Consider the following 24,882-nt stretch of genomic DNA (forward strand, 5'->3'; position numbering starts at 1 on the left):
AAGAGCGGCAGGCGCGATCGGATAGACTCGACGCGTCCATACGAACGCGCCGCGCCGAGCGCCGTTGTCTTGCCGCCGCCCCCCTCCCACGCCCGAGACCGTGCCGAACACCGTCATGCCGGACACCACGCGCCCCGCGCGCCTGAACTTCGCGCTCATGTTGCCGCTGCTGCTGGCGGCCCAGCCGGTGGCGACCGACAGTTACCTGCCGGCGCTGCCTGAAATCGCCGCGACGCTGGGCTCCGCGAGCGTCAGCCTCACCGTTTTCGCGCTGATATTCGGTGTCGGACAGTTGCCGATGGGCGGTCTTTCCGACCGAATCGGCCGTCGTCCCGTCTTGTTGACCGGTCTGGCGCTCTATGCGCTGAGTGCATTGGCGGCAGCACTTGCGTCAACGGCCGCGATACTGGTGGCGGCGCGGGCGATGCAGGGCTTCGCCATGGCCGCGATCCTGGTATGCGCCCGTGCGACGGTGCGCGACCGGTATTCGGCGGGCGACGGCCCGTACGTGATGGCGCGCGGTTTCATGGGAATGGGGATGATGGCGTTCCTCGCCCCGATCGTCGGTGCCTATGTCACGCAGCACGCCGGCTGGCGATGGGTACTCGCGGGGATGAGCCTCTATGCGTTCGGCTTGCTGGTCATGTGCTGGTACGGCTTCGAGGAAAGCGCCGCCAGAATCGCGCCGCGCCGGAACTCGACCGGGGACGTGCGCGAGATATTCGGCAATGCCCCGTTCAGGGTATGGACGCTGCTGGCCGCGTCGACGTACGCCGGCATGTTCTGTTTTCTGCTGCTTTCTCCGACGATCTACATCCGGCAGCTCGGCATCTCGCCCGAGCGATACGGCTGGATCCCGGCGAGCGGGACGCTCGTCTATGTCCTGAGTACCTTTGGTTGCCGGCAGTTGCTGCGACGTCAAAGCATGCTGCGAACGGTGCGCCAAGGCGCGACGTTGAGCCTTTCGGGGGCGGTGATCCAGGCATTGGGGTGTGCGCTCTTTCCCGGCAGCATCTGGCCGCTGCTCGTCGGGCATGGCGTGTATTGCCTCGGCCACGGGATCCATCAGCCGTGCGGGCAGGCTGGCGCGGTCAGCGGGCTGCCTCATCTTGCCGGCCGCGCGGTATCGTGGTCCGGCTTCATCATGATGTTCTTCGCTTTCAGCGTGGGACAGACGGCGGCGGTTTTCACCGAACCGCGCTATCAGTCGGGGGCGTGGCCGATGGTGGCGCCGATGCTCGTCGTGGGCGTCACGCTGGTCATGATCGCGTTTGCGTGGTTGCCGAAAATTGGTGGCGCGAATTTGGGGGTGGCAGCGGTTCCGGCGCGGGCGGTGGACGGGCGGTGAGTTGCGGCGGGCAACGACGGCTCGGCGGTCAGTGCGATCGCCCCGTTCTTTCCGAACCCGTCATTCGTGTTAGCGTAATCCTCTCCCTACCGTTCCGGTTTCCGCCATGGCTTATCGACTGCACATCGAACATGATCCGTCCATCTCGCGGGATGAATGGCGAGCTGCCATCCGCGGCGATGAAGGCGAGGTCTACCGTGCCGGGTAGGCGAGTCAAGGCAAGGTGCGTACCAATCCGGTGACGCCGCACTACATCACCCCGCAACCGTTTCCAACGGCAATACTTGGGCAGACGTGCGCGCTGTCGTCGATGGTTCAGACTCGTGAACAAAGCGGCGAATGACCGTCGCTTCCTGGCCGAAATGAGGCGACACCCCGCCCCCGGGTTCTCGCTGGCCGCCTCGATCGATTGAGGGATCGTTCGAATCCGTCGCGGGTGGCGGCTGCTGGCCGGGCGTCTTGCGGCTTCGTACGGCGCATCCTCTTCCGGCTCGAATGCGAGTACACAGAAAGCGACGGTCTGCTACGAAGTCACCCAAGGCGACCTGGAGATCAACCTGACCCATAGCGGAAAATCCGTCGTGACATGCTCGATCACGGCCAATCGCTACGAGGTCGCAGCACAGTCCATGACCGTGCAGGCCGGACGGTCGGTACAGGTTCCGTGGCCCCTCGCGGCCAGCAAGCGGGTACGACATCGGCATCACGTGCGACGCCGATGCACGCTTTCTGCGCCAGTTTGCCGGATATGTCGAGACCGGGGCCCCCGGCATGACGGATCCGTCCATGGCCTGAGTCACATCGACGGATGTCGGCCCCAAACGGGGAAGCCAGCCCTTCCCGGCCATCAGCCGATCGTTTGCGCGAACGACTTCAAATACTTCATGCCCGTGTCGCACATGATCGTCACGATCGTGGCGTCCGGGCCGAGCCGTTCGGCGAGTCGCAAGGCGCCGGTTACGTTGGCGCCGGTCGACGTACCGCAGAACAGCCCCTCCTCTGCGGCCAACCGGAACGCCATGGCTCTCGCGTCCTCCGTGGAGACGCGCTCGAGCTCATCGGCGATGCCGTCCCGCCAGAGCGGCACGACATAGCCCGCGCCGATTCCGTCGATCTTGTGCGCCCCGGTCGGCCCCCCCGACAGCACCGCCGATTCGGCCGGCTCGACCCCGGCGATCCGGATGCGTGCGTCATGCTCGCGCAAGCGCCGCGAAATCCCGCGCAGCGACGCAGCCGTGCCGATGCTCTGGACGAAACCGTCGAGACGGCCGCCGGTCTGCTCCCAGATCTCGTCGGCCATCTTCGTATAGGCGTCGAGCTGATCGGTGTTTTCCATCTGCGCGGTGATGTATGCGCCCGTCTCGCCGGCAATCCGATGCGCTTCGCGAATCATGTCCTTCGTCAGCTTCTCGGTTTGCTTGCCGCCGTCGCTCGGGACGAGCGTCAGCTTCGCGCCAAGCAGGCGCATGTGATCCAGCTTCTCCTTCGAGAACGCATCCGATGAAACCAGATGCAGCGGATGCCGCTTGACGGCGCACACCAGCGCGAGCGACACGCCCGTGCTGCCGCCCGTGTATTCGACCACCGCGCCGCCGGGCTTCAAACGCCCATCGCGCTCGGGCGCTTCGATCATCGCGAGCGCGATCCGGTCTTTCATGCTGCCGGTCGGATTCTGACTTTCGAGCTTGACGAACAGGCGTGCGCCGTTCTTCGGGACAACGTGTCGTAGCGGTACGAGCGACGTGTTGCCGATCGTGTCGAGGATGCTGCCGGGAGTCGATTTCATATGGACCTCTGAAGTAAGCGAACGGGCAAGACCAGGCAGGTACCAGTCAGCTCGCATGGCCGAGCAGCGCGCCAGCGAACGCGAGCGTCGCCGCGAAGCCGGTCAGGAAAGCGAGCGTGCGAACAACCGGAATGCCCGCGGCGTAGACGACGTAGTGAAACAGCCGCGCCCCCAGATAAAGCCTCGCCGAGAACACCGTCGCCGGGCTGCTCGCACCCGTCATTGCGCACATCAATACGAGCGGCGCGAACACGGCGAGATTCTCGATTGCGTTCGCATGCGCGCGCCGTGCGCGCTCCGCCCACGGCGGATCGGGCGGATGGGACGGATCGGGATTGCTCAAGGCCGCCATCAGGCCACGCGTGACGATTCTCGCCGCATGTAGGGGATCCACATCAGCAGCGTCGCGATCGCGGTCAGCGTCAGCAGGTGAAGTTCTGGAAAAATGTCATCGGATTGGCCTCTATCGGACTGAGGTGCAGGAGAGCGCTGCGGATGCCGGAAATGCTTCGCAGTCTAGCCTCGGGACGAGGCCGCTCGCCATAGTCATAAATGACATTAATGGCGACATTCACGACATCACTTCGACAGGAAAACCACTATTCGTCTGACCGAAAATCCGATGCATGGGCGGGCGCGGCGCAAGCGCGCCACGCGTCGCCCACCGCATTCAATCAGACCGTACGCGACACCAGCTCGCCCAGAACCGCGTCCAGCGCGACACGACCGCGCAAGATTTCGTCAGGACCGCTTTCGAAATCGATCCAGCCTTCGTTGAAACCGTCCAGCATGCGCATGCGCGAGAGCGGATGCTTCATGCCCTGCGCGCGAAACAGCGCTTCCCACGTTCGCCGGTCGACGGCTTCCGCGCGCACGTCCCGGCTCAAAACACGAGCGAAGGCCTGCGCGAGATCGTTGGGGCTCACGCGTCGCGGGCCTTCGAGCTCGACGACACGCACCCCGCTCCACGTCTGCTGGAGCAGTTCCGCCGCGACGCGGCCCACGTCCGCGGTGGCAACCATCGGCACGGGCTTGTCGAGCGGCTGCAGGTAACTGGCGACGACGCCCGCGTCGCGCGCGGACGCGACGTCCCACGCGGCGTTCTCCATGAACCAGCCGGGCCGCAGGAACGTCACCGGCATCGGCATCTCGCGCAACGCCTGCTCCATCAGCGCGAGTTGCGTGAGCAGATTGGGCTCGTCGGCCTGCGCGCCGATCGTCGACAGGCATACGACCTTTTCGGGGCGCGCCTTCAGCAGCGCGGCGGATACGGCCTCGATCACCTTCCGCGTTTCGGGAAACCCGGGCGCCGGATCGAACACAGGCGGCAGCAGGATGAAAACGCCCGTCGCGCCGGCGAACGCGGCGGCGAGCGACGAAGGGTCTTCCATGAACGCGGTCGCGATCTCACACCCGCGCTCCGCCCACGCCGCTGCCCGCGTCGCATCGCGCGCCACCGCGCGCACCGACCGACCCGAGGCCAACAGTTCGCGCGCCAGTGCGCCGCCGACCTGGCCGGTGATTCCGGTGATTGCATACATTGTTCGTTCTCCATGTGTGAATACGTGGGTCGCATTCTGGGCAAACGCCGACCAAAACAAAACGACATGGATGGCATCAGATAAGTGACAACGCGTCATCAATTCGGCATGATCGACACGGACGCCCGGCATGGCTACGCTGTGCGGCGTTGGCGTGCCGGCCTTCAGTGCGCCGCACGATCCGCCACCCGTATTCACTCGAACCTCCATGAGATCCAGTAGCGAGAAGCTGTCCGGCAGCATCAGCGTGTTCGCCGCCGTCGTCGATGCCGGCACGTTCTCGGCGGCCGCCGACGTCATCGGCATGACGCCGCCGGGCGTCAGTCGGGCGATTGCACGGCTGGAAAGAAAGCTGAACATCCGGCTTTTCAACCGCACGACGCGATCGGTATCGCTGACGGAAGAAGGCCGCCGCTTTTACGAGCAGGTCATGCCCCATCTCGCCGGGCTGGAGGAAGCCGCGGCGGCGGCGGCGGGCGGCGTCTCCGCCGTGCGCGGCAAGCTGAGAATCAATCTGGATCCGGTCGTCTACCGGGCCATTCTCGGGCCGCGGCTCGATGCGTTCATGGACGCGCATCCCGATCTCGAAATCGAACTCATCGCGCGAGACAGCCTGGGCGATCTCGTGATGGACGGCTTCGACCTCGCCGTGCGATTCGGCGAACCGCGGGCATCCAGCCTGATCGCGAGAAAGCTCCTCGATACCGGCGTCGTGACGGTCGCGGCGCTCTCGTACATCGCGCGCCGGGGACGGCCGGCCCAGCCCCAGGACCTCGAAAACCGCAGCCACCGCTGCCTGGAATTTCGCAATCCGGAGACGGGCAAGCCGTTCACGTGGGAATTCCATCGGCGACGCAAACGCATCGTGGTCGACACCCGCGGACGCCTGACGGTCAACGATCCGGGCGCGCTGCTCAATGCGTGCCTCGCCGGTTCCGGCATTGCGCAGATGCTGCTGCTCGGCGCCGAGCCGCTGATCGCCGACGGCCGGCTGATCAACCTCTTTCCCGAATGGGCCGACGAGCGGTATCCGTTATACGCGTACTACCCATCGCGGCATCACGTGCCGGCGAAGACCCGCGCGTTCCTGGATTTCATGGTCGAACTGACGGGCAGTCACGGGGGCCGCGGCGCGCGCTAGTGTTGTTCCGGCGGCGCCCACGGAACCTTGCTCCGGCATGCGCGGCGACGATTTTCTTCGAGGCCGACGCTCTCGCCATTGGCGAAGCCATGCCGATCCGTACCGGGGGCGCCACCGCTTCGCTAGCGATTGTCGGCGCGCAATGCGCGCACGCCTCGGCCGAGCCTGCGACGCAACAACGCCCGCAACGTCGCCGAATCCGCGTAGCCCACCTCGCTCGCGATCGTCTCCAGGTCGTACCCCATCGACACGAGGTTCTGCGCCCGTTCGATTCGGAGATCCTGGAAGAACGCCAAGGGCGACTTCCCGAGCACCGCCTCGGTACGGCGCTGCAACGTGCGTGGTCCGACGGCGAGCGCGGCTGCCGCGGTCTGAAGCGAGAAACCGAGGGCAAGATTCTCGCGGGCCCAGCGCTCGAATCGCGCGATCAATGGATCGGCGTGTGCGAGGTAATCCGGAATGATGTATTCGGCCTGCGACGAACGCTTGTCGATCAGCATGAAGCGGGCCACGAGCGTGGCCAGTTCGGGACTGGCCTGACGCAGCAACCACAGCGCAAGGTCGAGATGGCCCATCGCCGATCCTGCCGTGACCACGCGATCCGCGGCGACGACCATGCGCGAATCGTTCAGACCGACCGCCGGATAACGTTGACGGAAAAAAGGCGACAGCGACCACGTGGTCGTCGCCTCGCGATGATCCAGCAGCCCGGCTTCGGCCAGCAAAAACGTACCGATACAAGCGGCGGCGACGCCGACGCCCTCGGCATGCCACGCACGAAGGTGCGCCATCGCATCGCACACGTCCCGACGCTGCAGCGCCTCGATCAGGCGCTCCGGTTCCCTGATACCGGGCGCGGGCACGGCCACCCAGTCCGCGTGGCGTACGCTGCTTGCCGGTTCCACCCGCATCGACAATCCATGCGCGGTACGAATGTGTTTGCGCACGCCAGCCACTGTTACCTCGAAGGGCGGTGCGGCGAAGCCCTGCGCAGCGGCCAGTTCGTTGGCCATCGCGAAGGTATCCAGCAGCACCGTCAGCCCGGTGTCGAACAGGCCCTCGAGGGCGAGGATCGTCAATCTCATGTCGTAAATGCCGCTATTAATGTCATTTACGACTATAGCCCGGTTTCGGGGCAGAGCCTAGACTGCATCGCAACACGGTGAAGGCAGGAGCCGCGTGGGTTTTCAATTACGTCGCACGTTTCGTCTCAACCGCATCGGGACCTGCACGTACGGAGGCGGATGCGGTCCTCTAATCTCATTGGCTGGGAAACACTCAACATGTCCAGAACCATTCTGATCACCGGCGCCAGCAGCGGCTTCGGTCGCGACACGGCGGAAACGCTCTCGCGTGCCGGGCACCGGGTATTCGCGTCGATGCGTGACGTCGCCGGCCGCAACCAGCCGCATGCCGATGCGCTCGGGGCGAGCGGCGTGCATGTCGTCGAACTCGACGTGACGGACGATGCGTCCGTCGAGCGCGGCGTCGCTTCCGTGCTGGAACATGCCGGGCGTCTGGACGTCCTCGTGAACAACGCAGGTATCGGGTCGGCCGGCGTTTCCGAGGCGTTCACGACGACGCAGGTGCAGGCCCTCTTCGACGTGAACGTATTCGGTATCCAGCGAACGTCGAGAGCGGTGCTGCCGACCTTCAGGAAACAGGGCGAAGGCCTGATCGTGAACATCGGCTCGATACTCGGCCGCGTGACGTTTCCGTTCTTCGGTCTCTATGGCGCATCGAAGTTCGCGATCGAAGCGTTGACCGACAGCTACCGCTATGAATTGTCGACGTTGGGCATCGACGTCGTTCTCGTTCAACCCAGCAACTATCCGACGAGTATCTTCGCCAGCGCGCAGCGGCCCGCCGACGCCGCGCGCGTGCCCGGCTACGGTGAAGCCGGTGCGATTCCGGACAAGATGGTCGAGACGTTGATGGCGTTGTTCGCGAGCGACCACGCGCCGGACCCGCACGACGTCGCCGACGCCATCGTGCAACTCGTCGGACGAGCGCAGGGCACGCGGCCCGCACGTTGGGTCGTCGGTCAGTCATTCGGCGCCGACGCGCTCAACGCTCAAGCCGCGGCGGTCCAGGCGCAGACACTGGAGAGCCTCGGGCTGGCGCATCTCGCCGAGCCGCAAGGACGGCCCGCGGCGGCTTGAAGATACGTTCGCGGCAGAACCCCACGCAGGTCCGACGCGCTGCACCACCGTCCGCTTCGCGTCAGCGGGCGGTCGCAAACCCGTCGAAGGTCAATGGCCGCCGATGGCCGGCAACCACCAGTCGATCCCGGCGGCGCGTTACCGCCGACCACGATCCCCGGCACCACGACAACAGGCCCCCACACGCTCCTGCATGCACTGAAACCGATCGACGCGAACGCGTCTACGACGTCGCCGTCGATCCCCCAAACTCAGATCTGCTGCTGGCCGCCATCGACGAACAATTCGATGCCGTTCACGAAGCTCGCGTCGTCGGACGCCAGGAACAGCGCCGCGCTCGCGATCTCGCCCGGCTCGCCGAGGCGCCCCATCGGAATCTGCGCGGCCAGATAATCGGCCAGCCCCTGCCGCTGAGCCGCATCGTCACCCGCGAGATCGAGCAGGCCGGGCGTGCGGGTCGCGCCCGGGCTGATCGTGTTCACGCGGATGCGGCGTTCCTTGAGGTCGAGAATCCAGCTGCGCGCAAACGCACGCACCGCCGCCTTCGAAGCCGAGTACACGCTGAACGCCGCGGTGCCGGCGCTACCCGCCGTCGAGCCCGTGAGAATCACCGATGCGCCATCGGCGAGCAGCGGCAGCGCCTTCTGCACGGTGAACAGCACGCCCTTGACGTTGCGATCGAAGGTGTCGTCGTAGTGCGCTTCGGTGATGCTGCCCAGCGGCAGCATCGAACCGCCGCCGGCGTTCACGAACAACACGTCCAGGCGCCCCTGTTCTTCCTTGATTTGCGCATACAGCGCGTCGAGTTCGTCGAGCTTCGTGGAATCGGAACGCACGCCGGTCGCGTTGCCGCCGGCCGCGCGAATCCCTTCCACGGCCGCATCGAGTTCGGCCCGTCGGCGGCCCGTCAGATAGACGTGCGCTCCGTCGGCCGCGAAGCGTTGGGCGGTGGCCAGGCCGATGCCGCTGGTTGCGCCGGTGACGAGTGCGATCTTGTTGTCGAGTTTGCGTGCCATCGTATTGCTCCTTTCATTGGATCAGTGTGTGTTTCGGTCGGATGTGACGTGCTGCGATGTGAGGAGAATATCGACGGCCCGATCATTTCGAAATAGAATCAATCGCAAACAAACGTTGCATAAATGCAAAGACGAAAGGAAATGGCGCACCTACCTGATTTCGAAGGGCTCGCGATGTTCGCGAAAGTGGCCGAGCACGGGTCGTTTGCCGCCGCGGCGCGCGCGACCGGGGTGTCGGTCGCCACCGTCTCGCGCGGCGTGGCGCGTCTGGAGGAGCGGCTCGGCGCGCGGCTGTTCAACCGCACGTCGCGCCAGCTGTCGCTGACCGAGTTCGGCCGGACGATCAGCGAGAAAGCCGGCGAGATCTATCGCCAGGCCGAGGAGGCGGAAAGCTCGGCGCGCGAAATGTCGGTGCAGCCGCGCGGGCTGGTGCGGCTGGCCGTGCCGATGTCGTTCGGGCTGCGTTGGGTCGCGCCGCTGCTGCCGGGCTTCTTTCGCGCGTATCCGGAAGTGTCGATCGACCTGCATTTATCGGATGCGTCGGTCGATCTGATCGCCGACGGATTCGACGCGGCGTTGCGGATCGCCGCGCTGCCGGATTCGTCGCTGGTCGCGCGTCGGCTGTGCGCGGTCACGCAATTCGTGGTGGCGGCGCCGGCATATCTAACGCGCGAAGGGCGCCCCACGCATCCGAGCGAGCTGGCCGATCGCCCTTGTCTGTCGTACGCGTATCGCGCGCGGAGTGCCGTCTGGCGCTTCACGAACGACGCAGGCGACGAGGAGCCGGTCATGCCGACGGGCCCGCTGCGCGTCACCAACGCCGATGCGCTGTTGCCGACGCTGCTCGATGGCCTGGCGATCGCCGAGCTGCCGGAGTTCATCGCCTACGAATATCTGGCCGATGGCCGTCTTGAAGCGATCCTCACCGACTGGTCGCTGACCCAGGGCGGCCTTTATTTCGTTACGCCGTCGGCGCGGGCACGGCCCGCGAAGGTGACGGCGTTATCCGACTACTTCGCCGAACATCTGGGTGATCCAGTGTGGCGATGGCCAAAGTAACGTTCCGGTGGATGGTCGAGTCGAACCCCGCTGCCCCATCACGCCCTGTCATCCGATGCCGGGCACGTCCGACGCCCGAACGGCGACGCACGGGCATGCCCCCTCATGGCGAGTGTCGGCCTACCCTGCGTGCAAGACGGCCGGATCGATCTCGCGCGCGGTCAGCCCGAATCTCGCCATGCGAGCGCGATGGTCCGGCGAGCCGAGATAGGCACGAAGTCCCCGATCGAACGCGTCGAGAAGACTGCGGTTTTCTCGGCTGAACGAAAACGCGCCCAGCGGGGGCGTCCGCTGTTCGCCGTCGACATCCGACTCGTGCGCGACGGCCTCGATCAGCGCGCTGCCTATCCGGCCCGCCACGATTCGATTCCCCAACGCGGTGCTCGCATAGGCGTCGATCACGCCGGAGAGCACGGCCGCGATCGCGTCGGCCTGCTGTTCGAAGACGACGATTTGCCGCCGGCTCACGCCCGACGCCATCGCGGAATCATGCTGGACCTGCCCGGCAATGATGCCGAGGCGCGTATCGGGACGTTCGGCGATCGACGCATAGCTCCTGAGCGCCTTCGGGTTGCCGGGACGAACCAGAAAACCGTCTTCGATGCCCCACACCGGCACGCTGAACGCGACGGTATGGGCTCGCTGCGGCGTCACGAAGAGCGGCACGTTCATGTCCCAGTGACCTGATGCGACGCCGGGCAGCAATTCGCCGAACGTCGTCGCGCAATACTCGATCCGGGTGACGCCGATCTGCCGGAGGATCATCGCCGCGAGTTCGAGATCGGCGCCGGTAGCGGTGCCCTCCGCTTCGGTCCAGCCGAATGGCGGTTCTTCGATGTACGCAATCGTCACCTTCATCGCTTTCTCTCGCAAGCCGAAGAATCGATCAGGAATTCGTCAGCTTACCGTGGGAAGTCGAGGTCCACTAAGCGTGGACAAAATTAATCCGGGTGTAAGCCGGTTGGCGACATCATTTTGGTGCAAGCGTCAGTGAAGTCGTCCACTTGAGCACCGGAAATCCGGTACGACATGATCGTCGCGAAGCCGCCGCTGCGCACCGTCGAGGCGCTGAAGGGCAAGAAGGTCGGCGTCGAGCTCGACCTCGTCGATCATCTGCTGCTCGAAACCGCGTTGCAGAAGCATGGGCTCAAGGACGGCGACGTCACGCTCGCGAATGCGAATACCAACGAGCTGCCGCAGGTGCTCGGTTCGTCGGCCGACATCGCGGCGGTGGCTGCGTGGCAACCGAATGCGGGCGAGGCGTTGAAGCGCGCGCCGGGCGCACACGCGATCTTTACGTCGGCCGATGCGCCGGGATTGATCTGCGATGCGATCACCGTCGCGCCGGCGCAGTACCTGCCGCTGCTGAAGGGCACGCACCTGCTCGATGAAGCGGCCGCGCAGCGTGCGTTCCGCAAGGGCGACGGGCTCGATTCGATCTACGGCTCGACGCGCAATGCGCGAGCCGTTGCCGGCTCGGAAAGAAGGTGGCGTCAGTGACCACAGCCAAGAGCAGACGTTCTGGTAGAGCAATCTCGGATATGCGGCCGGGGCGCATGCCGTCTTTCCCGTTCGCAATGGGATTGGGTTATGACTTATCGCCGATAAAAAATAAATCGCGGCTTCGTACTCAGGATTTCAACGGATGGTGAATGAAAAAGACCAGGCATCGAACACGCGAAGATTGGCAACCTCGCCGGCCATCGAAAGTAATTGCAAACCACGGCCATTGGTGCGCAATTGTCACTGGCGATATCTATATATCAGAAAGCAAGCCAAGGCGATAATGCTGTAAGCGAGCGTGAATGCCGTGACGAACGTTGCGAACTGCCCATTTGGCGTATGGAAAAAGAAGTGTATGGCCACCGCAGTGAAAACCGATGCATGAAATCCCAACAATATGCTGCACACTCGGCGTTCCGTAAGGCTGGTGTTTGTGGATTTCACTGGAAACCTCATTTTAAAAATTTTTGGCAATCCATGTGCGCGCACACTTCCGACCGTGCGATTTTCGCCGAAATGATCCGAAAATTTTTTCCAAAGAAATCTTGATTTTTGTAAATTCTTGCCAATCGATATCGAAGCGCTCTGGAGGCAGGTGGGAAAAAGCAAGCGATACGCCTGAAGATGTCCCAATTGAACCGTCCCGGATGTGGCGGCGGCACGTATTCTCGATAGTGGTTTTCGAAAAGGTTGCTGGACAGGCTGGAAGGTATTCCAGGATCAGGCGGCACCTCAGTTTGAGGAATGCGCCATGAACATCGGCACGGCGCCCGAAACGAATGTGGAGGCGGCGGAAATGATGTAGTCGGGCATACGCACGCTCAACGACCCAGCACGTGTCCGTTGCTCCGTAACTCAGTGCACGAATTCCCATCGACGTTTGAGAAAAATGGACGAAATCGCCGCCGCGGCCCTGTTTCTTGCGTCAGATGAGAGCAACTTCATGACGGGCAGCGAATTGTTCGCCGATGGCGGGTATGCGCCGGTCTAGCGCACGCGCGACGCCGGCCGCGGGCCACTCCCCTTTCACCCGCCTTTCGGCAACCGCACCGCAAAAACGGTTTCCGCCTGATCGGACCGAGCGTCAATCCGGCCGCGATGCGCCTTGGCGATTTCGTTGGCGATAAACAGCCCGAGCCCCAGGCCAGCATCGTCGCCCGTCCTTCGCGACCGATCCTCCTCCCCGCGCTCGAGCGGATCGAAAATGCGGTCGAGCGTGCGCGGATCGATCGCCGGCCCGCTGTTGCCGACCTCGACGACCACTTCGGCGCCGGTCGCCGCAGCCATCACCCGCACCGGCGCATCGTGGGCGCCGTACTTGACGGCATTGCTCACCAGATTGCTCAGCAACTGCTGCATTCGCTGGTCGTCCCACTCACCCTGGAGATCCCCACGCATATCGACGGTAATTTCGCGATCCGGATGAGCGGCCCGCAACTCGTCCACCACATTGACGAGCACGTGCGCGAGATCGATATCGCGAGGAACGACGTTGATGCCCAGCCCGAGCTGGGTTCGATTGAAATCGCAGAGATCATCGAAAAGGCCCTGCATGCGACTACCGCTTCTGATCAGCCGAGCGGCAGCCACCGACACCTCCTCACCCGCATTGAGCGCGCCAAGATACGACGCCGTGAGCTGGATCGTCTGCAGCGGCGTGCGCATGTCGTGGCTCAGCATGCCGAGAAACAGGTTACGAGCCCGTTCGACCTGTTCGGTAAAAAAAGCGATGGATTCCGCCAGCGCTTGATCGATCGCTTCGTTGAATCGAATCATGTCGTCCATATCGGGCGGGCACGGCTGACACGCGTCGATCCACAGGCGCAGCACGCTGGCACGCAACGCCCGATACTCGGCCGCCAACTGGTTGATGTCGAAGCCCCGTCTGGCGCGCAGAACGGCATGCGTCTGGGCGGCCGTCTCGCGCGCGTTCTCCGGCTCGCGTGCGCGCCCCAGCGATTTTTCGTGTTGCGCTTCCCTCGTCTGCGGGGTCGCGATGTCCTTGGCGGCGGCGATCAGGATCTCGCGTGCGTGGTCGCGTAGCGCGTGCGAGGTCATATGCCTCGCGGCCGGCAACAGCGTGGCAGCAAACGCTTCCCACTGCACCAGGATCGGTTCCATGTTCCGTACGATGAAATCAGAAAGACGCATGTCGCCCCTCACAACGGAATGAACGGTGGATGCTTCTGTCGAACCGCACGATATCACGTGAATAAGGGCATTAGCCGACGACTGGATCGTCACCGTCGTCATTTCCGGCTGCACGGGCGACGTACGGCCAGCGGCCAGGCCTGGCGGGCCGGACGATTCCCGATGGATTTGATCGTGAAAAACAGCAAGCCGATGCCAGGTAAATAATCGGCAATGAAGTCCGGGATCCAGGCCGCCATTGTCTTTCAAGGGCCGAAACGGGCTTCGATTCTCACGCCCGTCACGTTGGGCGGCCAGTATCGCCGATAATCGATCCGCGTCATTCCCATTCGGCAGCGCGCCACTTTTCGATTGCCGCGACACCGGCAGCATGAACCTTGCGTCGCCCCCGTTCGACTTCCATTCGACGGTGGGATCGGCCGCCTCTTCCCGTCACGGCCGGCCGCCGGCACGAGATTGAACATGCCCAGGAAAAAATCCAGCCTCTGGTTGCGGCATCTCGAACTGTTTTCCGCCGCGGCCGGTGCACGTCCGAAGAAGCGCGCCGGCAAGCCGCGGCCGGCCGCCAAAAATACCGCCGCCAAGCCCAAGCTCACTCGACGGCCCGCCAAACCGGCCGCCCCAGCCCGCGCCGCCGAACGGACAGGTTCCGCACGCGCCCCGTCGGCCCGGCCGCCCGGCACCTGGCTCCGCTCGTTTCATTCGGCTGGCCCGAGCGCCGGTCGGCTCGTGAACCATCTTGCGTACGCGCTGTATCTTCCGGCCGCACCGGCGACAACCGCGGGCATGCCGGCCGTCGTCATGCTGCACGGCTGCAAGCAGACCGCCGAATCGTTCGCCGCGGGCACGCGCATGTGCCGCCTCGCGGAGCGGGCGGGGTTCGCGGTGCTGTTTCCCGAACAGGCCAAGACGGCCCACGCGCACCGGTGCTGGCACTGGCATGGCGATGCGACCCAGTCCGAAGCCGCGTCCGTCGCGTCGCTGGTCGACGCCATCGTCCAGCGCCACGGCTTCGATCGCGACCGGATCTACGTGGCCGGCATGTCAGCCGGCGCCGGGCTCGCCGCGACGCTGGCGCTCCGGTATCCCGACCGCTTCGCGGCCGTCGGCCTGCACTCCGGGCCGGCCATCGCGCCGCCGTCGTCGACGATGGCTGCGATGAACCTGATGCGCCGCGGCATCCGCGACGATCCGATCCACGCGCTCGATGCGTGCGCCGACGTCGCGTCCTATCCCGGCATGCCGGCCTTCGTCGTCCATGGCCGGCTCGATACGGTCGTGACCGACCGGAACGCGACGCAGCTCGGCATCGCGTTCGCGCGGCTCAACCGGCTCATCGACGAACACGGTGCGATCCGCGTCGGCGAGCAACGCAGCTACGCGCACGACGATGCGGACTACGTCGACTATCTGAAGGGTGGACGGCTGGTCGTCAGGGTGTGCGTCGTTCGCGGGCTGCCGCATGCATGGAGCGGCGGCGATCCGGGCGAGCCGTTCCATTCCGCCACCGGCCCGGACGCGACCGCGATGTTCTGGCATTTCTTTCGCCGTCAGCGGCGCAAGCGAGTGGCGTGACGCGCGACGCTCGCTCCGGTCCCCATCGCGTCGTCATGCCCGCTGCTCCAGCGCCGCCGCGTTCGCGCGGTCGCCGGCACGCCGAACCGGCAACCGTATCCGGAAGGTCGTGCCGCGTCCCGGCTCGCTGGTCACGTCGATGGTGCCGCGATGGCGCTCGACGATGCCGTGCGATACCGACAGCCCGAGCCCCGTGCCCTGCCCGACCGGCTTCGTGGTGAAGAACGGATCGAAGATCCGCCGGACGACGTCGGGCGTCATGCCGGCGCCGGTGTCGCTGATCGCGATCGATACCTGATCACCGTCGCTCGACGTGCGGATCGTGATCACGCCGCGCTCCGGAATCGCCTGCGCCGCGTTGACCAGCAGGTTCATGAAAACCTGGTTCAACTGCGACGGCAAGCATTCGACGTGCGGGACGTCGCCGTAATCGCGCACGACGTCGGCCTTGTACTTGAGTTCGTTGTGGACGACGTTGAGCGTGCTCTCGAGGCCCGCGTGGAGATCGACCACGCTCCATGCGTCGCTGGCCGGGCGCGAGAAATCGCGCAAATCCTGCACGATGCGCCGCACGCGCAGCGCGCCGTCGATCGATTCGTCGATCAGCATCGCGATCTCGTCGCGGACGTAGTCGAGATCCGCGGCACGGTGCACGGCCGCCAGCGCGTCGCGGGTGACCGGATCGAGCCGCGGCAGCGCGGCTTCATGCGCGGCGACCACCTCGAGCAGGCTGCGCACCCACGTCTTCAACGTATTGAGGTTGGCGCTGACGAAGCCGATCGGATTGTTGATCTCGTGCGCGACGCCGGCCGCGAGCTGGCCGATCGACGCGAGCTTTTCCGACTGCAGCAATTGCTCGTGCGTTTCCTCGAGCGCATGCAGCAGGCGCCGCTGCTCGTCCTTCTCCTGTTCGAGCAGCGCGTGCGCGGCCTTGCGTTCGTCGATCTCGGTCGCCATGTTCTCGCGCGTGCGCTGCAGCATCTGCGTCGTCTGCTCGTAGCGATGCAGCGCGCGTTCGAGTTCGCCGGTTCGCAACCGCACGAGCCGTTCGAGCGTGTCGGTCATCCCGCGCAGGAACGTTGTGCGCGCATCGAAACGGCACACCAGCAGCGTGACCACCAGCGTCGCCATCGTGAACAACGCCACCGTCGTCGCGAGCCATGGCGCGTCGACGCCGTTCGCGGCGCCGCACCGGGCATCCGGCGCGAAATGCGCGGCCGCCATCGCCGTGTAGTGCATGCCGGTAATCGCGATGCCCATGATGACGGCCGCACCGATGCGCTGCGCGCTCGCGTAGCGGGCCTGCTGCATGCGCAACGCCTGCGCGATCCACAGCGCGGCCGTCGACGCGATCACCGCGATGCCGATCGACGCCGCGAACAGCCACGCATCGTAGCGAATGCCCGGCGCCATGTGCATCGCGGCCATTCCCGTGTAGTGCATGCCGGCGATCCCGCCGCCCATCAGCACGCCGCCCACGCACAGCCGCCGCCAGCCCAGCCGTGCGCGCGTGACGACGTTCAGCGCGAAATACGATACGAGCACCGCGATCGCGAGCGAGGCGCCGGTTTCCTGCCACGCATAGCCGAGCGGCACCGGCAACGAAAACGCGAGCATGCCGACGAAATGCATCGACCAGATGCCGGTGCCCATCGCGGCCGCGCCGCCGCCCAGCCAGGCGCGCTTCAACTTCGGATTGTCGAGCAGCGAAATGAATGCGGCGAGGTCGAGCGTCGTATAGGAGGCCAGCGTCGCGATCGCGAGCGACAGCAGGACGAGCGGAAGGTTGTAGATGCCATGCATGATCGGACGCCCGGAACCGGTTGATTGCATCGCCGCGGTGCGGGCGGTCGCACGCACCGCGGCCATCAGGCCGCCGTTCGACGTCAGCCCGGCGGCGCGCCCGTGTGGGGGGCATGCGCCTGCCCGGCCGGGTGGGCCAGCACGAGAATGTCGAACGGCGTGCCCTCTCGCGTTTCGAAGCGGCGTACGAGCTCGATCTGGTGCGCGGACATCACGCTGCCTTTCGTCATCAACAACACGCCGCGATGCGTGCGCAGATCGTCGGCGAGCTCCATCCCTTCGCGCAGTTGAGCCGACCGGATTTCCGCGACGGACGCCGCGATGCCGAGACTCTCGGGATCCCGCATCAACTCGACGAAGCCTGCGACCAGTTGCGGGTCGTAACGCACGCCTGCTTGCGAGTGCAACACGTCGATCGCCTGCTCGATCGAATGCGGCGCTCCGATTTCGCCGTGGCGCAGCCCTTCGAAATCGCGTGCGATCGCGACGATCCGCGACCCGACCGGGATCGCGTCGCCGACCAGACCGTCCGGCGTGCCGCGGCCGTTGAAGCGCTCGTACTGGTGCAGCACGATCGACGCGACCTTGTGCAACTGGGCGACCGGCGTCAGCACCATCTGCGCGCGCAGCGGATGCTCCTGGAACACGCGGTGCTCGTCCGTCGTCATCCGCGTGAGCGGCTTGTGCAGCAATTCGTCCGGCAGCGACAGCTTGCCGATGCCGTGCAGCAGCCCCGCGAAATAGACGTCCTGCGCATGCAGTTCGCTCATCCCGGCGGCGAGCGCGAGCCGGCGCGCGATCTCGCCCACGCGCATCGCATGCCCGCTCGCGGCCCCGCAGCGCAGCTCGATCATGCTCGCGCATACCTGAACCATCGCGGTGAAGCTGCTTTTCAGGTCGCGCTGCGCCGCTTCGAGGAACATCACCGTCTGGCCGAGCTCCTCCGTGCGCGCGCGAACCTGCGTTTCGAGATCCGTATTGAAACGGCGCAGCGCTTCGTTCTGCGCTTCCGTCAGCGCCGCCAGCCGGGCCGCTTCGCGGCGCAGACGGCGCTGCTCCAGCGCCTGCTCGACGGTCAGCAGCAGGTCGTGATCGTCCCACGGCTTGTTCAGGTAGCGATACACGCCGCCTTCGTTGACGGCCTGCATGACCGACGCGATCTCCGCATAGCCGGTCAGCAGAATGCGCATCGTGTCCGGGTAGAGCCCGCGAGCGCGCGCCAGGAATTCCGCGCCGCTCATGTGCGGCATCCGCATGTCGGACACGATCAGGTCGATTTCCGTCGACGCCAGGATCTCGAGCGCGGCCTCGCCGCTGTCGGCGGTCGCGATGTCGTAGCCGGTGGGCCGGAACACGCGCCTGAGCGCGGACAGTACGTTCGGTTCGTCGTCGACCAGCAGGATCGACGGTAAGCGGGCCGCTTCGCCGGCTGCGGCTGCCGTGTCGGGCGTTTCGGGCGGCACGGCATTCACGCCGTTTGTTGCAGATGTCGTCATAATCGGCCTCGGATCAATTATTTACGCCCTCTCTGCAACATCGGCCGATGCCGCGTCTTCCACATTGGTGAAAACGCTAATGCTCGCGTGTCGATTTCAACCGGAATGCGTCACGCAAATGCTACGTCGTCGTCGCGCCCGGTTCACGACGGTAATGGATGTCCCATTCCGCTTCGTCGGTTCGCACGAAGCCGTGCCGTTCGTAGAAGCGGTTCGAATCGCTGCCGCGCAAAGCGCCGACGCGAACGGGCATTCGATGTGCGTCGGCGTCGGCCAGGATCTCGCGCAGCACGGCAGCGCCGATGCCCTTCCGCTGATGCGCGGGCACGATGGCTCGGCCGGGCGGTACGGGGCCATCCGGGCATCGAGGACGCGCGATCTCGTCAGGGCGCGTCGATCCCTTGCGCTCGCGTGGCCAGAAATCGCAGGTACGTGCCGTGCTCACCCTCGAAACACGCCGGCCCGTCGCCCATGTAGGCGCGCATCAACTCGTCTGCGGCACGATCCAGATTGCCGAGTTCGAACCGGCACTGCCCGAGCCTGAGATGCAGGAACGGATTGCCGATCGCACCGGGGAAACGCATCGCATAACCGAGATTGTCGCGTCCTGCCGCGTAGTCTTCCTGGAGGAAATTCGCGTCGCCGATCGCGGCCAACAACCAGGTGCCGGCTTCCCAGTCGGTCTTCGGTTCGGGAAGAAGATCGAACGCTTCCCGATATTTCGCCAGCGCGCCTTCGTAGTCCCCGTCTTCGGCCAACGCATCGCCTGCCGCGGCCAATGCGTCGATCTGCTGGTGAATTGCGTCGTCGAGTTCTGCCATGGGAGCCTTCTTTCAGCGAGGGTGGTGAAGTCGAGTGATCGTGGGTCGGCTGGACAGTGTCTGACGTACGGTCGCTGACGATGCAACTGCAACCGCCCCACACCCGAAACGAAATTCCCGATCGAGCCGATCTTTTGCTTTGTGCGGGATCGCCGCCTTTCCAGGCGGCGACGTTATCTCGCGCTTCACCGACGAGGGAGGCCAACCGCGTCCTGACGTCTTCGTTCGACGCGGACTTCAGCGCGGCACGCCTCTCCTCGATCGGCGAGCGTGAAGCAAGCGAGCCGATGCGATCGGCTCAAGGAATAAAAAACGCTGGCCAGTAAGCTGGCCAGCAAAAGGTCCTGGCGATCCGAGGTTGAGTGTGCCAGAACCACATACTTTGAACGGCGTACGCCTACAAACAAACGGGATGTCAACGACCGCCCCGAAAATCGGGACTTCCGCCCGCCCCGCGCAGCAATCTGTGATCGCAGTTCAGGCCGGGCTAGCGGACGCGGTCACGCGAGCGCTCATGCCTGCAAGCTCGAATGCTTCGCCAGACTTCGGTCCTTCCCATGTTGCGATCATCGCGTCGGTCGGCAGATAGTCGGGATCGGCCGATGCGACGCCGGCCCACAGCCCTTGAGACACCTGTCTGCCATGGAGATAAAAGTGGAGCTCCCGGCCAGCACGCTCGCAAGTACACCGGATTCTCTCCACGGATCGGCCCAGCCCTCTGATCTGTGCGACCTGGTTGCGATCCAGCTCGAACATGGCGCTCACCACCCCGTCGCAATCGACAATGCCGATCATGTTGCTGTCATCGGTGAATGTCCACGACGGATGCGGCGTGCCCAAGCGCAGCATGAAAAAATCCGCGGATTCCGAACCAATCATCACGTTTCTCCTGCAACGATACACCGTTCTACTAACTGTAACTTGATAAAGGCACTCGCTCATCCCATGCCGTCTTCCCGTCGTGCCCGGATGATCGCGTGGCGCTACGCCAGCACCTTGCAACGGGCCGGCGCAACATGAAATGCGCACCGCCCCGCTTCCGGAGCCCCTACACGCTTGCCTGACCCGTCACGGTTTCCGCGGCTGTACTCTCCGAACCCGACAGCCTCACCGCCACGGCGGCAGCCGCCGTGCTCCCGTAGACATTGAGGGCGGTTCTCCCCATGTCGAAAAACGCGTCGACGCCCAACAGCAGCAGCACCGCATCGGCCGGCAACCCGATCGACGTGAGAACGATGGTGATCGCGACGATCGCGCCGGACGGCACATTGGCGGCTCCGTCGATGGTGACGATCGTCAAGATCAGAACCGTGATCACCAGCGGCCAGGACCAGACCAGGTGATAAGCGTCGGCCAGATACCCGACCGCGAGGGCCGTGTAGAGGACCGCGCCGTCGCGATTGAAAATATAGGCAAGCGGCAAAATCGTGGACGCCACGCCGTAGGGCACGCCCAGTTCGACCAGCTTCTTCAGGTGCAACGGGTAGGTAATTTCGGACGAACGCGTCGTGAAACCCAGGATCAGCGGTTCCTTCACCTTCCTGAGCACGGCGAGCGGCGACTGACCGGCGACGCGAATGACGACGGTGAGCACGAGCGCAAGAATCGCCATGCCGAGATAGGCCACCCCCAGCAGCTCGATGAGCGAGTGCGCGCCGGTAAAGCCCTTGGCTGCCAACAGTTGCGCGATCGCGGCGAAGATCGCGAGCGGCGACCATGCGATCACCCACTGGATCATCTTGAACAGCCCCGACAGCAGCGCTTCGAAAACGGCAATCGCAGGCTCGGCACGCTCCGGGGCAGCCGACAATGCCGCGCCGAAAATGACGCCGAAGACGAGCACCGGGAGCGAATTCCCGGCAGCCAGCGCAGCGACGATGTTGGCCGGGATCAAATCGACGAGGAATTTCGTCCAGTCGATGCTGGACGCGAGCGCGGCGGGCATCGATCCGGAGTGGGTGAGGCTTGCCCCGAGACCCGGTCGAAATGCAAAGTTGAGCAGCAGGCCGAACGAGGCGGCCAGGCCGGTCATAAGAATGAAGAAGCCGATACTGGACAGGGCAACCTTTCCGAGCCGCTCGCGCAACCGGCCCGCGCGAAAGACCCCGACCGTGACCGACAGGAAGATCAGCGGCATGACGACCATCTTGATCGCGTGGCCGAACATCGTGCTGAGAAAACCCAGCTTCGCGGCGAAGCCCGGGGCAAACACGCCGCAAGCGGCGCCCAGCACAAGTCCCCCCAACATTTGCATCGGGAGGGAAAGCCCTTTATTTTTCGTGTTCATGCCGTGCCTTTAGCAGTTTTATCCGTGCCGGCGTGCCGTCAACGATGTGATTCCACATATGCTGACGCGCAAGTTCGCCGTCGTTCGCTTCGATTGCGTGAAAGATGTGCAGGTGCTCGATCGTGCCGCGCCGAACGGTTTCCGCGTCGCCACGCGGGAGCTCGTTCAGGGCCAAGGTCTGGGCCCGCAATAAACCATACGCCGACGAGATCCGGACGTTCCGTGCGGCAGCAAACAACTCTTGATGAAACACCCAGCCGATACGTTGCTCGAGCATGATGTCCGCGACGTCCCGGTCGATCAGTTCCTGCATTTTTGCCGCGGCCTCGCGAAGGCCTGCCGTTACGCCCGACTTCGCTGCAAGAAACGCTGCGGTACTCTCCAGGGCCAGCCGCATTTCAAAAATTTCGCGAAGGTCACTGGTAGTCGGCGACGCGACATAGGTGCCACTCTTTTCGATCACGACGACCAACCCTTCGGATTCGAGCAAATGCAATGCGCTGCGCACCGGCATTTGACCAAAACCCAGTTCGTCCGACAGGCCTCGGTGAGATACTTTCTGCCCAGGCGCAAGACGGCCGTCGAAAATCCTCGATCGGATCTCGTCGTAGGCCCGTTCTGCATCTGTCGATACTTTCAACGTCATCTGTGATCGCAGTTGGCGTATGATTCGAAAAAAGAAACAGGTAGGAAATTACCCTTACTGGCCATGCCCGGCAACTGCTAATTTTGCGAGTGGGTATGCCGAAAGAAAATTGGAAGAAAATACGCGTTACGAAGAGAGCCGATAATTATATGACCTCACAAGATGTGCGCTTTACCATCTGTGCCGTCCGTGCGGAAGAAACCTATCCCCTCAGGGCTGCCATCCTGATGGCGGGAGATGAAGAGGGAAGCGCGCTACACGGAGACCACGCCCCAACGACGATGCATTTTGCCGTTCGTGACAACGACAGGATCGTTGCGGTGGCGTCGGTATGTAAAGAAGCACCATCCGGCGCTTCGAACACTGAGGCGTGGCGCCTTCGCGGCATGGCCGTCGATCCGTCGGCACGCGGCCTGGGATTCGGACGCCTGCTGGTCAATCTGTCCATTCGCCATGTGCGCGAACAGCGTGGCGTGCTGCTCTGGTGCACGGCGCGCGAATCGGCATACCCGTTCTACGAAATGCTCGGCTTTGAACGCGATCCGATACCGATTGCAATGCATGGCCGCGACGACATGAAATTCTATTTAATGCAACGCCGGATCGAATGCTGAGTTTCGTGCGCGATTGACGTTCGATTGGAATCGGAGGCCTGGCTACCGCCCCCGGAAAATCCGCTTCGTCCGGCGTCCGCATGAGCCGGTTCGCCCGCATAAAGCCATCCGCCATTCCGTGACACGCGGAAAACCCGCTTGCGGCCAATATGAACCGGCATTCAACAATCGCTCCCTCTGTTTCAATTATTGCAATCCCAGAATAAATGGAACGATGACAACCGGTACTGCGGATCGACGCTCATCGTGCCGCCCGTCGAAGCCGGTTATTGCTCCCCGCTCCACCTAAGCTGAATTCGCTCGCCGTGGTCGAGATCGTCAGCGTGATGGCGCGGATCTCGATAACGCGTCGCCTTCGTGCCGGTTCTTATCAGGGAAATCCCGTAAGGTGCCCGGCGATCAAACGAGATTAACTTATATCAAACAAATTTTGACCGGAATTTATGTTCCTGATATGGTCCTTCCACTTGCAAAGTGCGGCCAGGCTGGATCGGCGCCCGTCGCCGGCGGCTGAACCGGACGCTTAGCCAGTCCGCAAGGATGAGCGATGCGACAACGGAGCAAGGACAATTGTAAGGACCACGAAGCGAGCAGACTTGGCATGCCGATTTGGCGAATACGGCGCCGGCCGTCGCGACCGACGCGACTTGCAGGCCATGCGCCGCCCGCTGCATCGGATACGACAAAAGCCGTTTCACCCCATCCCGAAACCACTCCTGACAGTGAAATGCAGATGAAAAACAAAAAGATCAACATCAGCGTTATCGCTGTTGCCGCCTTCGCAGCATCGTCGGCAGCAATGGCACAGTCGTCGGTCACCCTGTATGGCATGCTCGATGCAGGTATCGGTTACACGTCGAACATCAATGGCCACAGCCGGTACGGCCTCGATGGCGGCGCCGCGGGTTCGAACAAGTGGGGCCTCAGGGGACAGGAGGATCTCGGCGGCGGTCTCCAGGCGGTATTCAAGATCGAGAACGGTTTCAGCATCGGGACAGGCGGCATAGGCGGCCAGGGGCCGATCGGTTCCACGCGTTCGCTGTTCAACCGCCAGGCTTACGTGGGCCTCGCGTCCAATCAGTACGGCACGGTGCGCATGGGGCGCCAGCTCGACGCCGTGACGGAAATGGTTCAGGTCCTGACGGGTGACGCCATTTCGGCGTCGACCTTCTCGACGCCGGGCGACGTCGACAACAACGACAACACGACGAACCAGAACAACGCGGTGAAGTACATTTCGCCGATCATCCACGGCTTCCAGGCCGAAGCCGCGTACTCGTTCGGCGGCGTGGCCGGCGCAACGGGCTCGGGGCAATCGTGGTCGGGCGCCGCCACCTACGCTCAAGGCGGCCTGACGGTCGCCGGCGGCTACTTTCATGCGGTCAACCAGGGCGAGAACGGATGGTTGAACGCAACGGCGCAACCAAGCTTCGGCGGCGCGCTGGGCTATCCGAGTTCGGGCTACAACGGCGGCAACGCGTTCAAGAGCGCGGGCATCGCGCAAGTCGCCGCGCAATACGAGGTGGGGCCGTACACGGCTGGCCTGCGCTACTCGAACGCCCAGTACAAGGGCAACGACGGCCAGGCGTCGATCCACTTCAACGTGCTCGGTGCGCTGCTGCAGTACCGCGTCACGCCGGCGCTGTCGCTGGCGACCGGCTACACGTATGTATACGGCTCCGCGGCCACGCCCGCGCAAGCCGCCGAAGGTCGCACGATGGCCTCGATCAACCAGGTGTCGCTAGGTGCGACGTACTCGCTGTCGAAGAGCACCGCGCTGTACGCGATGGGCGCCTACGTGCATGCCAAGGGTGCGCAGGCTTCCGCCGCCGACTTCGGCAACACCTCGTCGGGCGGCAACCAGGTTCAGGTCAACATCGGCATGTTCCACGGCTTCTGATCGCCGACTCGCGACACCGGAGCAGTGGCGGCA

Annotated in this window: 22 protein-coding genes and 4 pseudogenes; 11 read left to right on the top strand and 15 right to left on the bottom strand. The window is 64.2% G+C overall.

Annotation, left to right across the window (positions count from 1 at the left end; all coding sequences use genetic code 11):
* Positions 1–115 precede the first annotated feature (115 nt).
* Positions 116–1,348 (top strand): MFS transporter, encoded by a 1,233-nt coding sequence (locus QZM72_RS02575; protein ID WP_301737059.1) that lies wholly within the window; start codon positions 116–118, stop codon positions 1,346–1,348.
* A gap of 557 nt (positions 1,349–1,905) precedes the next feature.
* Positions 1,906–1,974: pseudogene (locus tag QZM72_RS02580) on the top strand (hypothetical protein); the annotation flags it as partial.
* 221 nt (positions 1,975–2,195) lie between these two features.
* On the opposite strand, the gene QZM72_RS02585 reads toward QZM72_RS02580, so the two are convergent.
* The 3 genes from QZM72_RS02585 to QZM72_RS02595 form a co-directional block, all read right to left on the bottom strand.
* A complete protein-coding gene (locus tag QZM72_RS02585) occupies positions 2,196–3,134 on the bottom strand; it encodes a PLP-dependent cysteine synthase family protein (protein ID WP_301737060.1) in 939 nt (312 codons plus the stop codon).
* A 46-nt stretch (positions 3,135–3,180) separates the two neighbouring features.
* Positions 3,181–3,486 (bottom strand): MAPEG family protein, encoded by a 306-nt coding sequence (locus QZM72_RS02590; protein ID WP_301737061.1) that lies wholly within the window; start codon positions 3,484–3,486, stop codon positions 3,181–3,183.
* 322 nt (positions 3,487–3,808) lie between these two features.
* On the bottom strand, positions 3,809–4,675 hold the full coding sequence (locus tag QZM72_RS02595) for an NmrA family NAD(P)-binding protein (RefSeq protein ID WP_301737062.1): 867 nt from the start codon (positions 4,673–4,675) through the stop codon (positions 3,809–3,811).
* Positions 4,676–4,883: 208 nt separating this feature from the next.
* Between QZM72_RS02595 and QZM72_RS02600 the strand changes: the two genes are divergently transcribed.
* Positions 4,884–5,816: a LysR family transcriptional regulator gene (locus QZM72_RS02600; RefSeq protein WP_301737233.1), complete on the top strand. Its 933-nt coding sequence runs from the start codon at positions 4,884–4,886 to the stop codon at positions 5,814–5,816.
* A gap of 122 nt (positions 5,817–5,938) precedes the next feature.
* Here the strand turns inward: QZM72_RS02600 and QZM72_RS02605 are convergent, their stop codons facing one another.
* On the bottom strand, positions 5,939–6,901 hold the full coding sequence (locus QZM72_RS02605) for a GlxA family transcriptional regulator (RefSeq protein ID WP_301737063.1): 963 nt from the start codon (positions 6,899–6,901) through the stop codon (positions 5,939–5,941).
* 198 nt (positions 6,902–7,099) lie between these two features.
* Between QZM72_RS02605 and QZM72_RS02610 the strand changes: the two genes are divergently transcribed.
* Positions 7,100–7,978, top strand: a complete 879-nt coding sequence (locus QZM72_RS02610) for an SDR family oxidoreductase (RefSeq protein ID WP_301737064.1) — start codon at positions 7,100–7,102, stop codon at positions 7,976–7,978.
* Positions 7,979–8,229: 251 nt separating this feature from the next.
* On the opposite strand, the gene QZM72_RS02615 is transcribed toward QZM72_RS02610, so the two are convergent.
* Entirely contained in the window at positions 8,230–8,994 is a 765-nt protein-coding gene (locus QZM72_RS02615; RefSeq protein ID WP_301737065.1) for an SDR family NAD(P)-dependent oxidoreductase, read from the bottom strand.
* Between the two features lie 141 nt (positions 8,995–9,135).
* Between QZM72_RS02615 and QZM72_RS02620 the strand changes: the two genes are divergently transcribed.
* Entirely contained in the window at positions 9,136–10,053 is a 918-nt protein-coding gene (locus QZM72_RS02620) for a LysR family transcriptional regulator (protein WP_089471463.1), read from the top strand.
* 120 nt (positions 10,054–10,173) lie between these two features.
* Here the strand turns inward: QZM72_RS02620 and QZM72_RS02625 are convergent, their stop codons facing one another.
* Entirely contained in the window at positions 10,174–10,911 is a 738-nt protein-coding gene (locus QZM72_RS02625) for a transporter substrate-binding domain-containing protein (RefSeq protein WP_089471464.1), read from the bottom strand.
* A gap of 168 nt (positions 10,912–11,079) precedes the next feature.
* Here QZM72_RS02625 and QZM72_RS02630 point away from each other — a divergent pair.
* Positions 11,080–11,520 (top strand): annotated as a pseudogene (locus tag QZM72_RS02630) (ABC transporter substrate-binding protein); the annotation flags it as partial.
* Positions 11,521–11,766: 246 nt separating this feature from the next.
* On the top strand, positions 11,767–12,105 hold the full coding sequence (locus QZM72_RS02635) for a hypothetical protein (protein ID WP_179233557.1): 339 nt from the start codon (positions 11,767–11,769) through the stop codon (positions 12,103–12,105).
* A gap of 153 nt (positions 12,106–12,258) precedes the next feature.
* Here the strand turns inward: QZM72_RS02635 and QZM72_RS02640 are convergent.
* Positions 12,259–12,388: pseudogene (locus tag QZM72_RS02640) on the bottom strand (IS5/IS1182 family transposase); the annotation flags it as partial.
* A 48-nt stretch (positions 12,389–12,436) separates the two neighbouring features.
* Here QZM72_RS02640 and QZM72_RS02645 point away from each other — a divergent pair.
* Positions 12,437–12,547 carry an SDR family oxidoreductase gene (locus tag QZM72_RS02645; RefSeq protein WP_306427143.1) on the top strand — a complete coding sequence of 37 codons (111 nt, stop codon included), beginning with the start codon at positions 12,437–12,439 and terminating at the stop codon, positions 12,545–12,547.
* Positions 12,548–12,582: 35 nt separating this feature from the next.
* On the opposite strand, the gene QZM72_RS02650 is transcribed toward QZM72_RS02645, so the two are convergent.
* Entirely contained in the window at positions 12,583–13,707 is a 1,125-nt protein-coding gene (locus QZM72_RS02650; protein ID WP_301737234.1) for a sensor histidine kinase, read from the bottom strand.
* A 462-nt stretch (positions 13,708–14,169) separates the two neighbouring features.
* Between QZM72_RS02650 and QZM72_RS02655 the strand changes: the two genes are divergently transcribed.
* Complete coding sequence (locus QZM72_RS02655; RefSeq protein ID WP_089471466.1) at positions 14,170–15,282, top strand: PHB depolymerase family esterase; 1,113 nt, start codon at positions 14,170–14,172, stop codon at positions 15,280–15,282.
* Positions 15,283–15,315: 33 nt separating this feature from the next.
* On the opposite strand, the gene QZM72_RS02660 is transcribed toward QZM72_RS02655, so the two are convergent.
* From QZM72_RS02660 to QZM72_RS02690, 7 genes and pseudogenes are all read right to left on the bottom strand, one after another.
* On the bottom strand, positions 15,316–17,085 hold the full coding sequence (locus tag QZM72_RS02660; RefSeq protein ID WP_301737066.1) for a histidine kinase: 1,770 nt from the start codon (positions 17,083–17,085) through the stop codon (positions 15,316–15,318).
* A gap of 83 nt (positions 17,086–17,168) precedes the next feature.
* Positions 17,169–18,581 carry an HD domain-containing phosphohydrolase gene (locus tag QZM72_RS02665; protein WP_301737067.1) on the bottom strand — a complete coding sequence of 471 codons (1,413 nt, stop codon included), beginning with the start codon at positions 18,579–18,581 and terminating at the stop codon, positions 17,169–17,171.
* Positions 18,582–18,702: 121 nt separating this feature from the next.
* A pseudogene (locus QZM72_RS02670) lies at positions 18,703–18,912 on the bottom strand (GNAT family N-acetyltransferase); the annotation flags it as partial.
* Positions 18,913–18,964: 52 nt separating this feature from the next.
* Positions 18,965–19,402, bottom strand: coding sequence for a tol-pal system YbgF family protein (locus tag QZM72_RS02675; RefSeq protein WP_301737068.1), 438 nt, complete (start codon positions 19,400–19,402; stop codon positions 18,965–18,967).
* A gap of 477 nt (positions 19,403–19,879) precedes the next feature.
* Positions 19,880–20,281, bottom strand: coding sequence for a hypothetical protein (locus QZM72_RS02680; RefSeq protein ID WP_301737069.1), 402 nt, complete (start codon positions 20,279–20,281; stop codon positions 19,880–19,882).
* A 169-nt stretch (positions 20,282–20,450) separates the two neighbouring features.
* Entirely contained in the window at positions 20,451–21,689 is a 1,239-nt protein-coding gene (locus QZM72_RS02685; protein WP_301737070.1) for a dicarboxylate/amino acid:cation symporter, read from the bottom strand.
* The gene (locus QZM72_RS02690) at positions 21,673–22,335 is read right to left on the bottom strand and encodes a GntR family transcriptional regulator (RefSeq protein WP_089471472.1); all 663 of its coding nucleotides are present in this window, start codon (positions 22,333–22,335) and stop codon (positions 21,673–21,675) included. Before QZM72_RS02690 ends, QZM72_RS02685 begins: the two co-directional genes overlap by 17 nt.
* Positions 22,336–22,484: 149 nt before the next feature.
* Between QZM72_RS02690 and QZM72_RS02695 the strand changes: the two genes are divergently transcribed.
* The gene (locus QZM72_RS02695) at positions 22,485–22,949 is read left to right on the top strand and encodes a GNAT family N-acetyltransferase (protein WP_089471473.1); all 465 of its coding nucleotides are present in this window, start codon (positions 22,485–22,487) and stop codon (positions 22,947–22,949) included.
* 733 nt (positions 22,950–23,682) lie between these two features.
* The gene (locus QZM72_RS02700; protein WP_089471728.1) at positions 23,683–24,849 is read left to right on the top strand and encodes a porin; all 1,167 of its coding nucleotides are present in this window, start codon (positions 23,683–23,685) and stop codon (positions 24,847–24,849) included.
* Positions 24,850–24,882 lie beyond the last annotated feature (33 nt).

It is taken from the genome of Burkholderia sp. AU45388 (genome assembly GCF_030481585.1).
Classification (GTDB): Bacteria; Pseudomonadota; Gammaproteobacteria; order Burkholderiales; family Burkholderiaceae; genus Burkholderia; species Burkholderia sola.

Excerpts from the sequence above, each read along its gene's own strand:
- QZM72_RS02695 (WP_089471473.1), top strand. The coding sequence starts at position 22,485 with ATGACCTCACAAGATGTGCGCTTTACCATCTGTGCCGTCCGTGCGGAA.
- QZM72_RS02625 (WP_089471464.1), bottom strand. The coding sequence starts at position 10,911 with ATGAAGGTGACGATTGCGTACATCGAAGAACCGCCATTCGGCTGGACC.
- QZM72_RS02610 (WP_301737064.1), top strand. The coding sequence starts at position 7,100 with ATGTCCAGAACCATTCTGATCACCGGCGCCAGCAGCGGCTTCGGTCGC.
- QZM72_RS02660 (WP_301737066.1), bottom strand. The coding sequence starts at position 17,085 with ATGCATGGCATCTACAACCTTCCGCTCGTCCTGCTGTCGCTCGCGATC.
- QZM72_RS02675 (WP_301737068.1), bottom strand. The coding sequence starts at position 19,402 with ATGGCAGAACTCGACGACGCAATTCACCAGCAGATCGACGCATTGGCC.
- QZM72_RS02650 (WP_301737234.1), bottom strand. The coding sequence starts at position 13,707 with ATGCGTCTTTCTGATTTCATCGTACGGAACATGGAACCGATCCTGGTG.
- QZM72_RS02585 (WP_301737060.1), bottom strand. The coding sequence starts at position 3,134 with ATGAAATCGACTCCCGGCAGCATCCTCGACACGATCGGCAACACGTCG.
- QZM72_RS02665 (WP_301737067.1), bottom strand. The coding sequence starts at position 18,581 with ATGACGACATCTGCAACAAACGGCGTGAATGCCGTGCCGCCCGAAACG.
- QZM72_RS02575 (WP_301737059.1), top strand. The coding sequence starts at position 116 with ATGCCGGACACCACGCGCCCCGCGCGCCTGAACTTCGCGCTCATGTTG.
- QZM72_RS02600 (WP_301737233.1), top strand. The coding sequence starts at position 4,884 with ATGAGATCCAGTAGCGAGAAGCTGTCCGGCAGCATCAGCGTGTTCGCC.
- QZM72_RS02595 (WP_301737062.1), bottom strand. The coding sequence starts at position 4,675 with ATGTATGCAATCACCGGAATCACCGGCCAGGTCGGCGGCGCACTGGCG.
- QZM72_RS02605 (WP_301737063.1), bottom strand. The coding sequence starts at position 6,901 with ATGAGATTGACGATCCTCGCCCTCGAGGGCCTGTTCGACACCGGGCTG.
- QZM72_RS02680 (WP_301737069.1), bottom strand. The coding sequence starts at position 20,281 with ATGATTGGTTCGGAATCCGCGGATTTTTTCATGCTGCGCTTGGGCACG.
- QZM72_RS02590 (WP_301737061.1), bottom strand. The coding sequence starts at position 3,486 with ATGGCGGCCTTGAGCAATCCCGATCCGTCCCATCCGCCCGATCCGCCG.
- QZM72_RS02620 (WP_089471463.1), top strand. The coding sequence starts at position 9,136 with ATGGCGCACCTACCTGATTTCGAAGGGCTCGCGATGTTCGCGAAAGTG.
- QZM72_RS02655 (WP_089471466.1), top strand. The coding sequence starts at position 14,170 with ATGCCCAGGAAAAAATCCAGCCTCTGGTTGCGGCATCTCGAACTGTTT.
- QZM72_RS02700 (WP_089471728.1), top strand. The coding sequence starts at position 23,683 with ATGAAAAACAAAAAGATCAACATCAGCGTTATCGCTGTTGCCGCCTTC.
- QZM72_RS02690 (WP_089471472.1), bottom strand. The coding sequence starts at position 22,335 with ATGACGTTGAAAGTATCGACAGATGCAGAACGGGCCTACGACGAGATC.
- QZM72_RS02615 (WP_301737065.1), bottom strand. The coding sequence starts at position 8,994 with ATGGCACGCAAACTCGACAACAAGATCGCACTCGTCACCGGCGCAACC.
- QZM72_RS02685 (WP_301737070.1), bottom strand. The coding sequence starts at position 21,689 with ATGAACACGAAAAATAAAGGGCTTTCCCTCCCGATGCAAATGTTGGGG.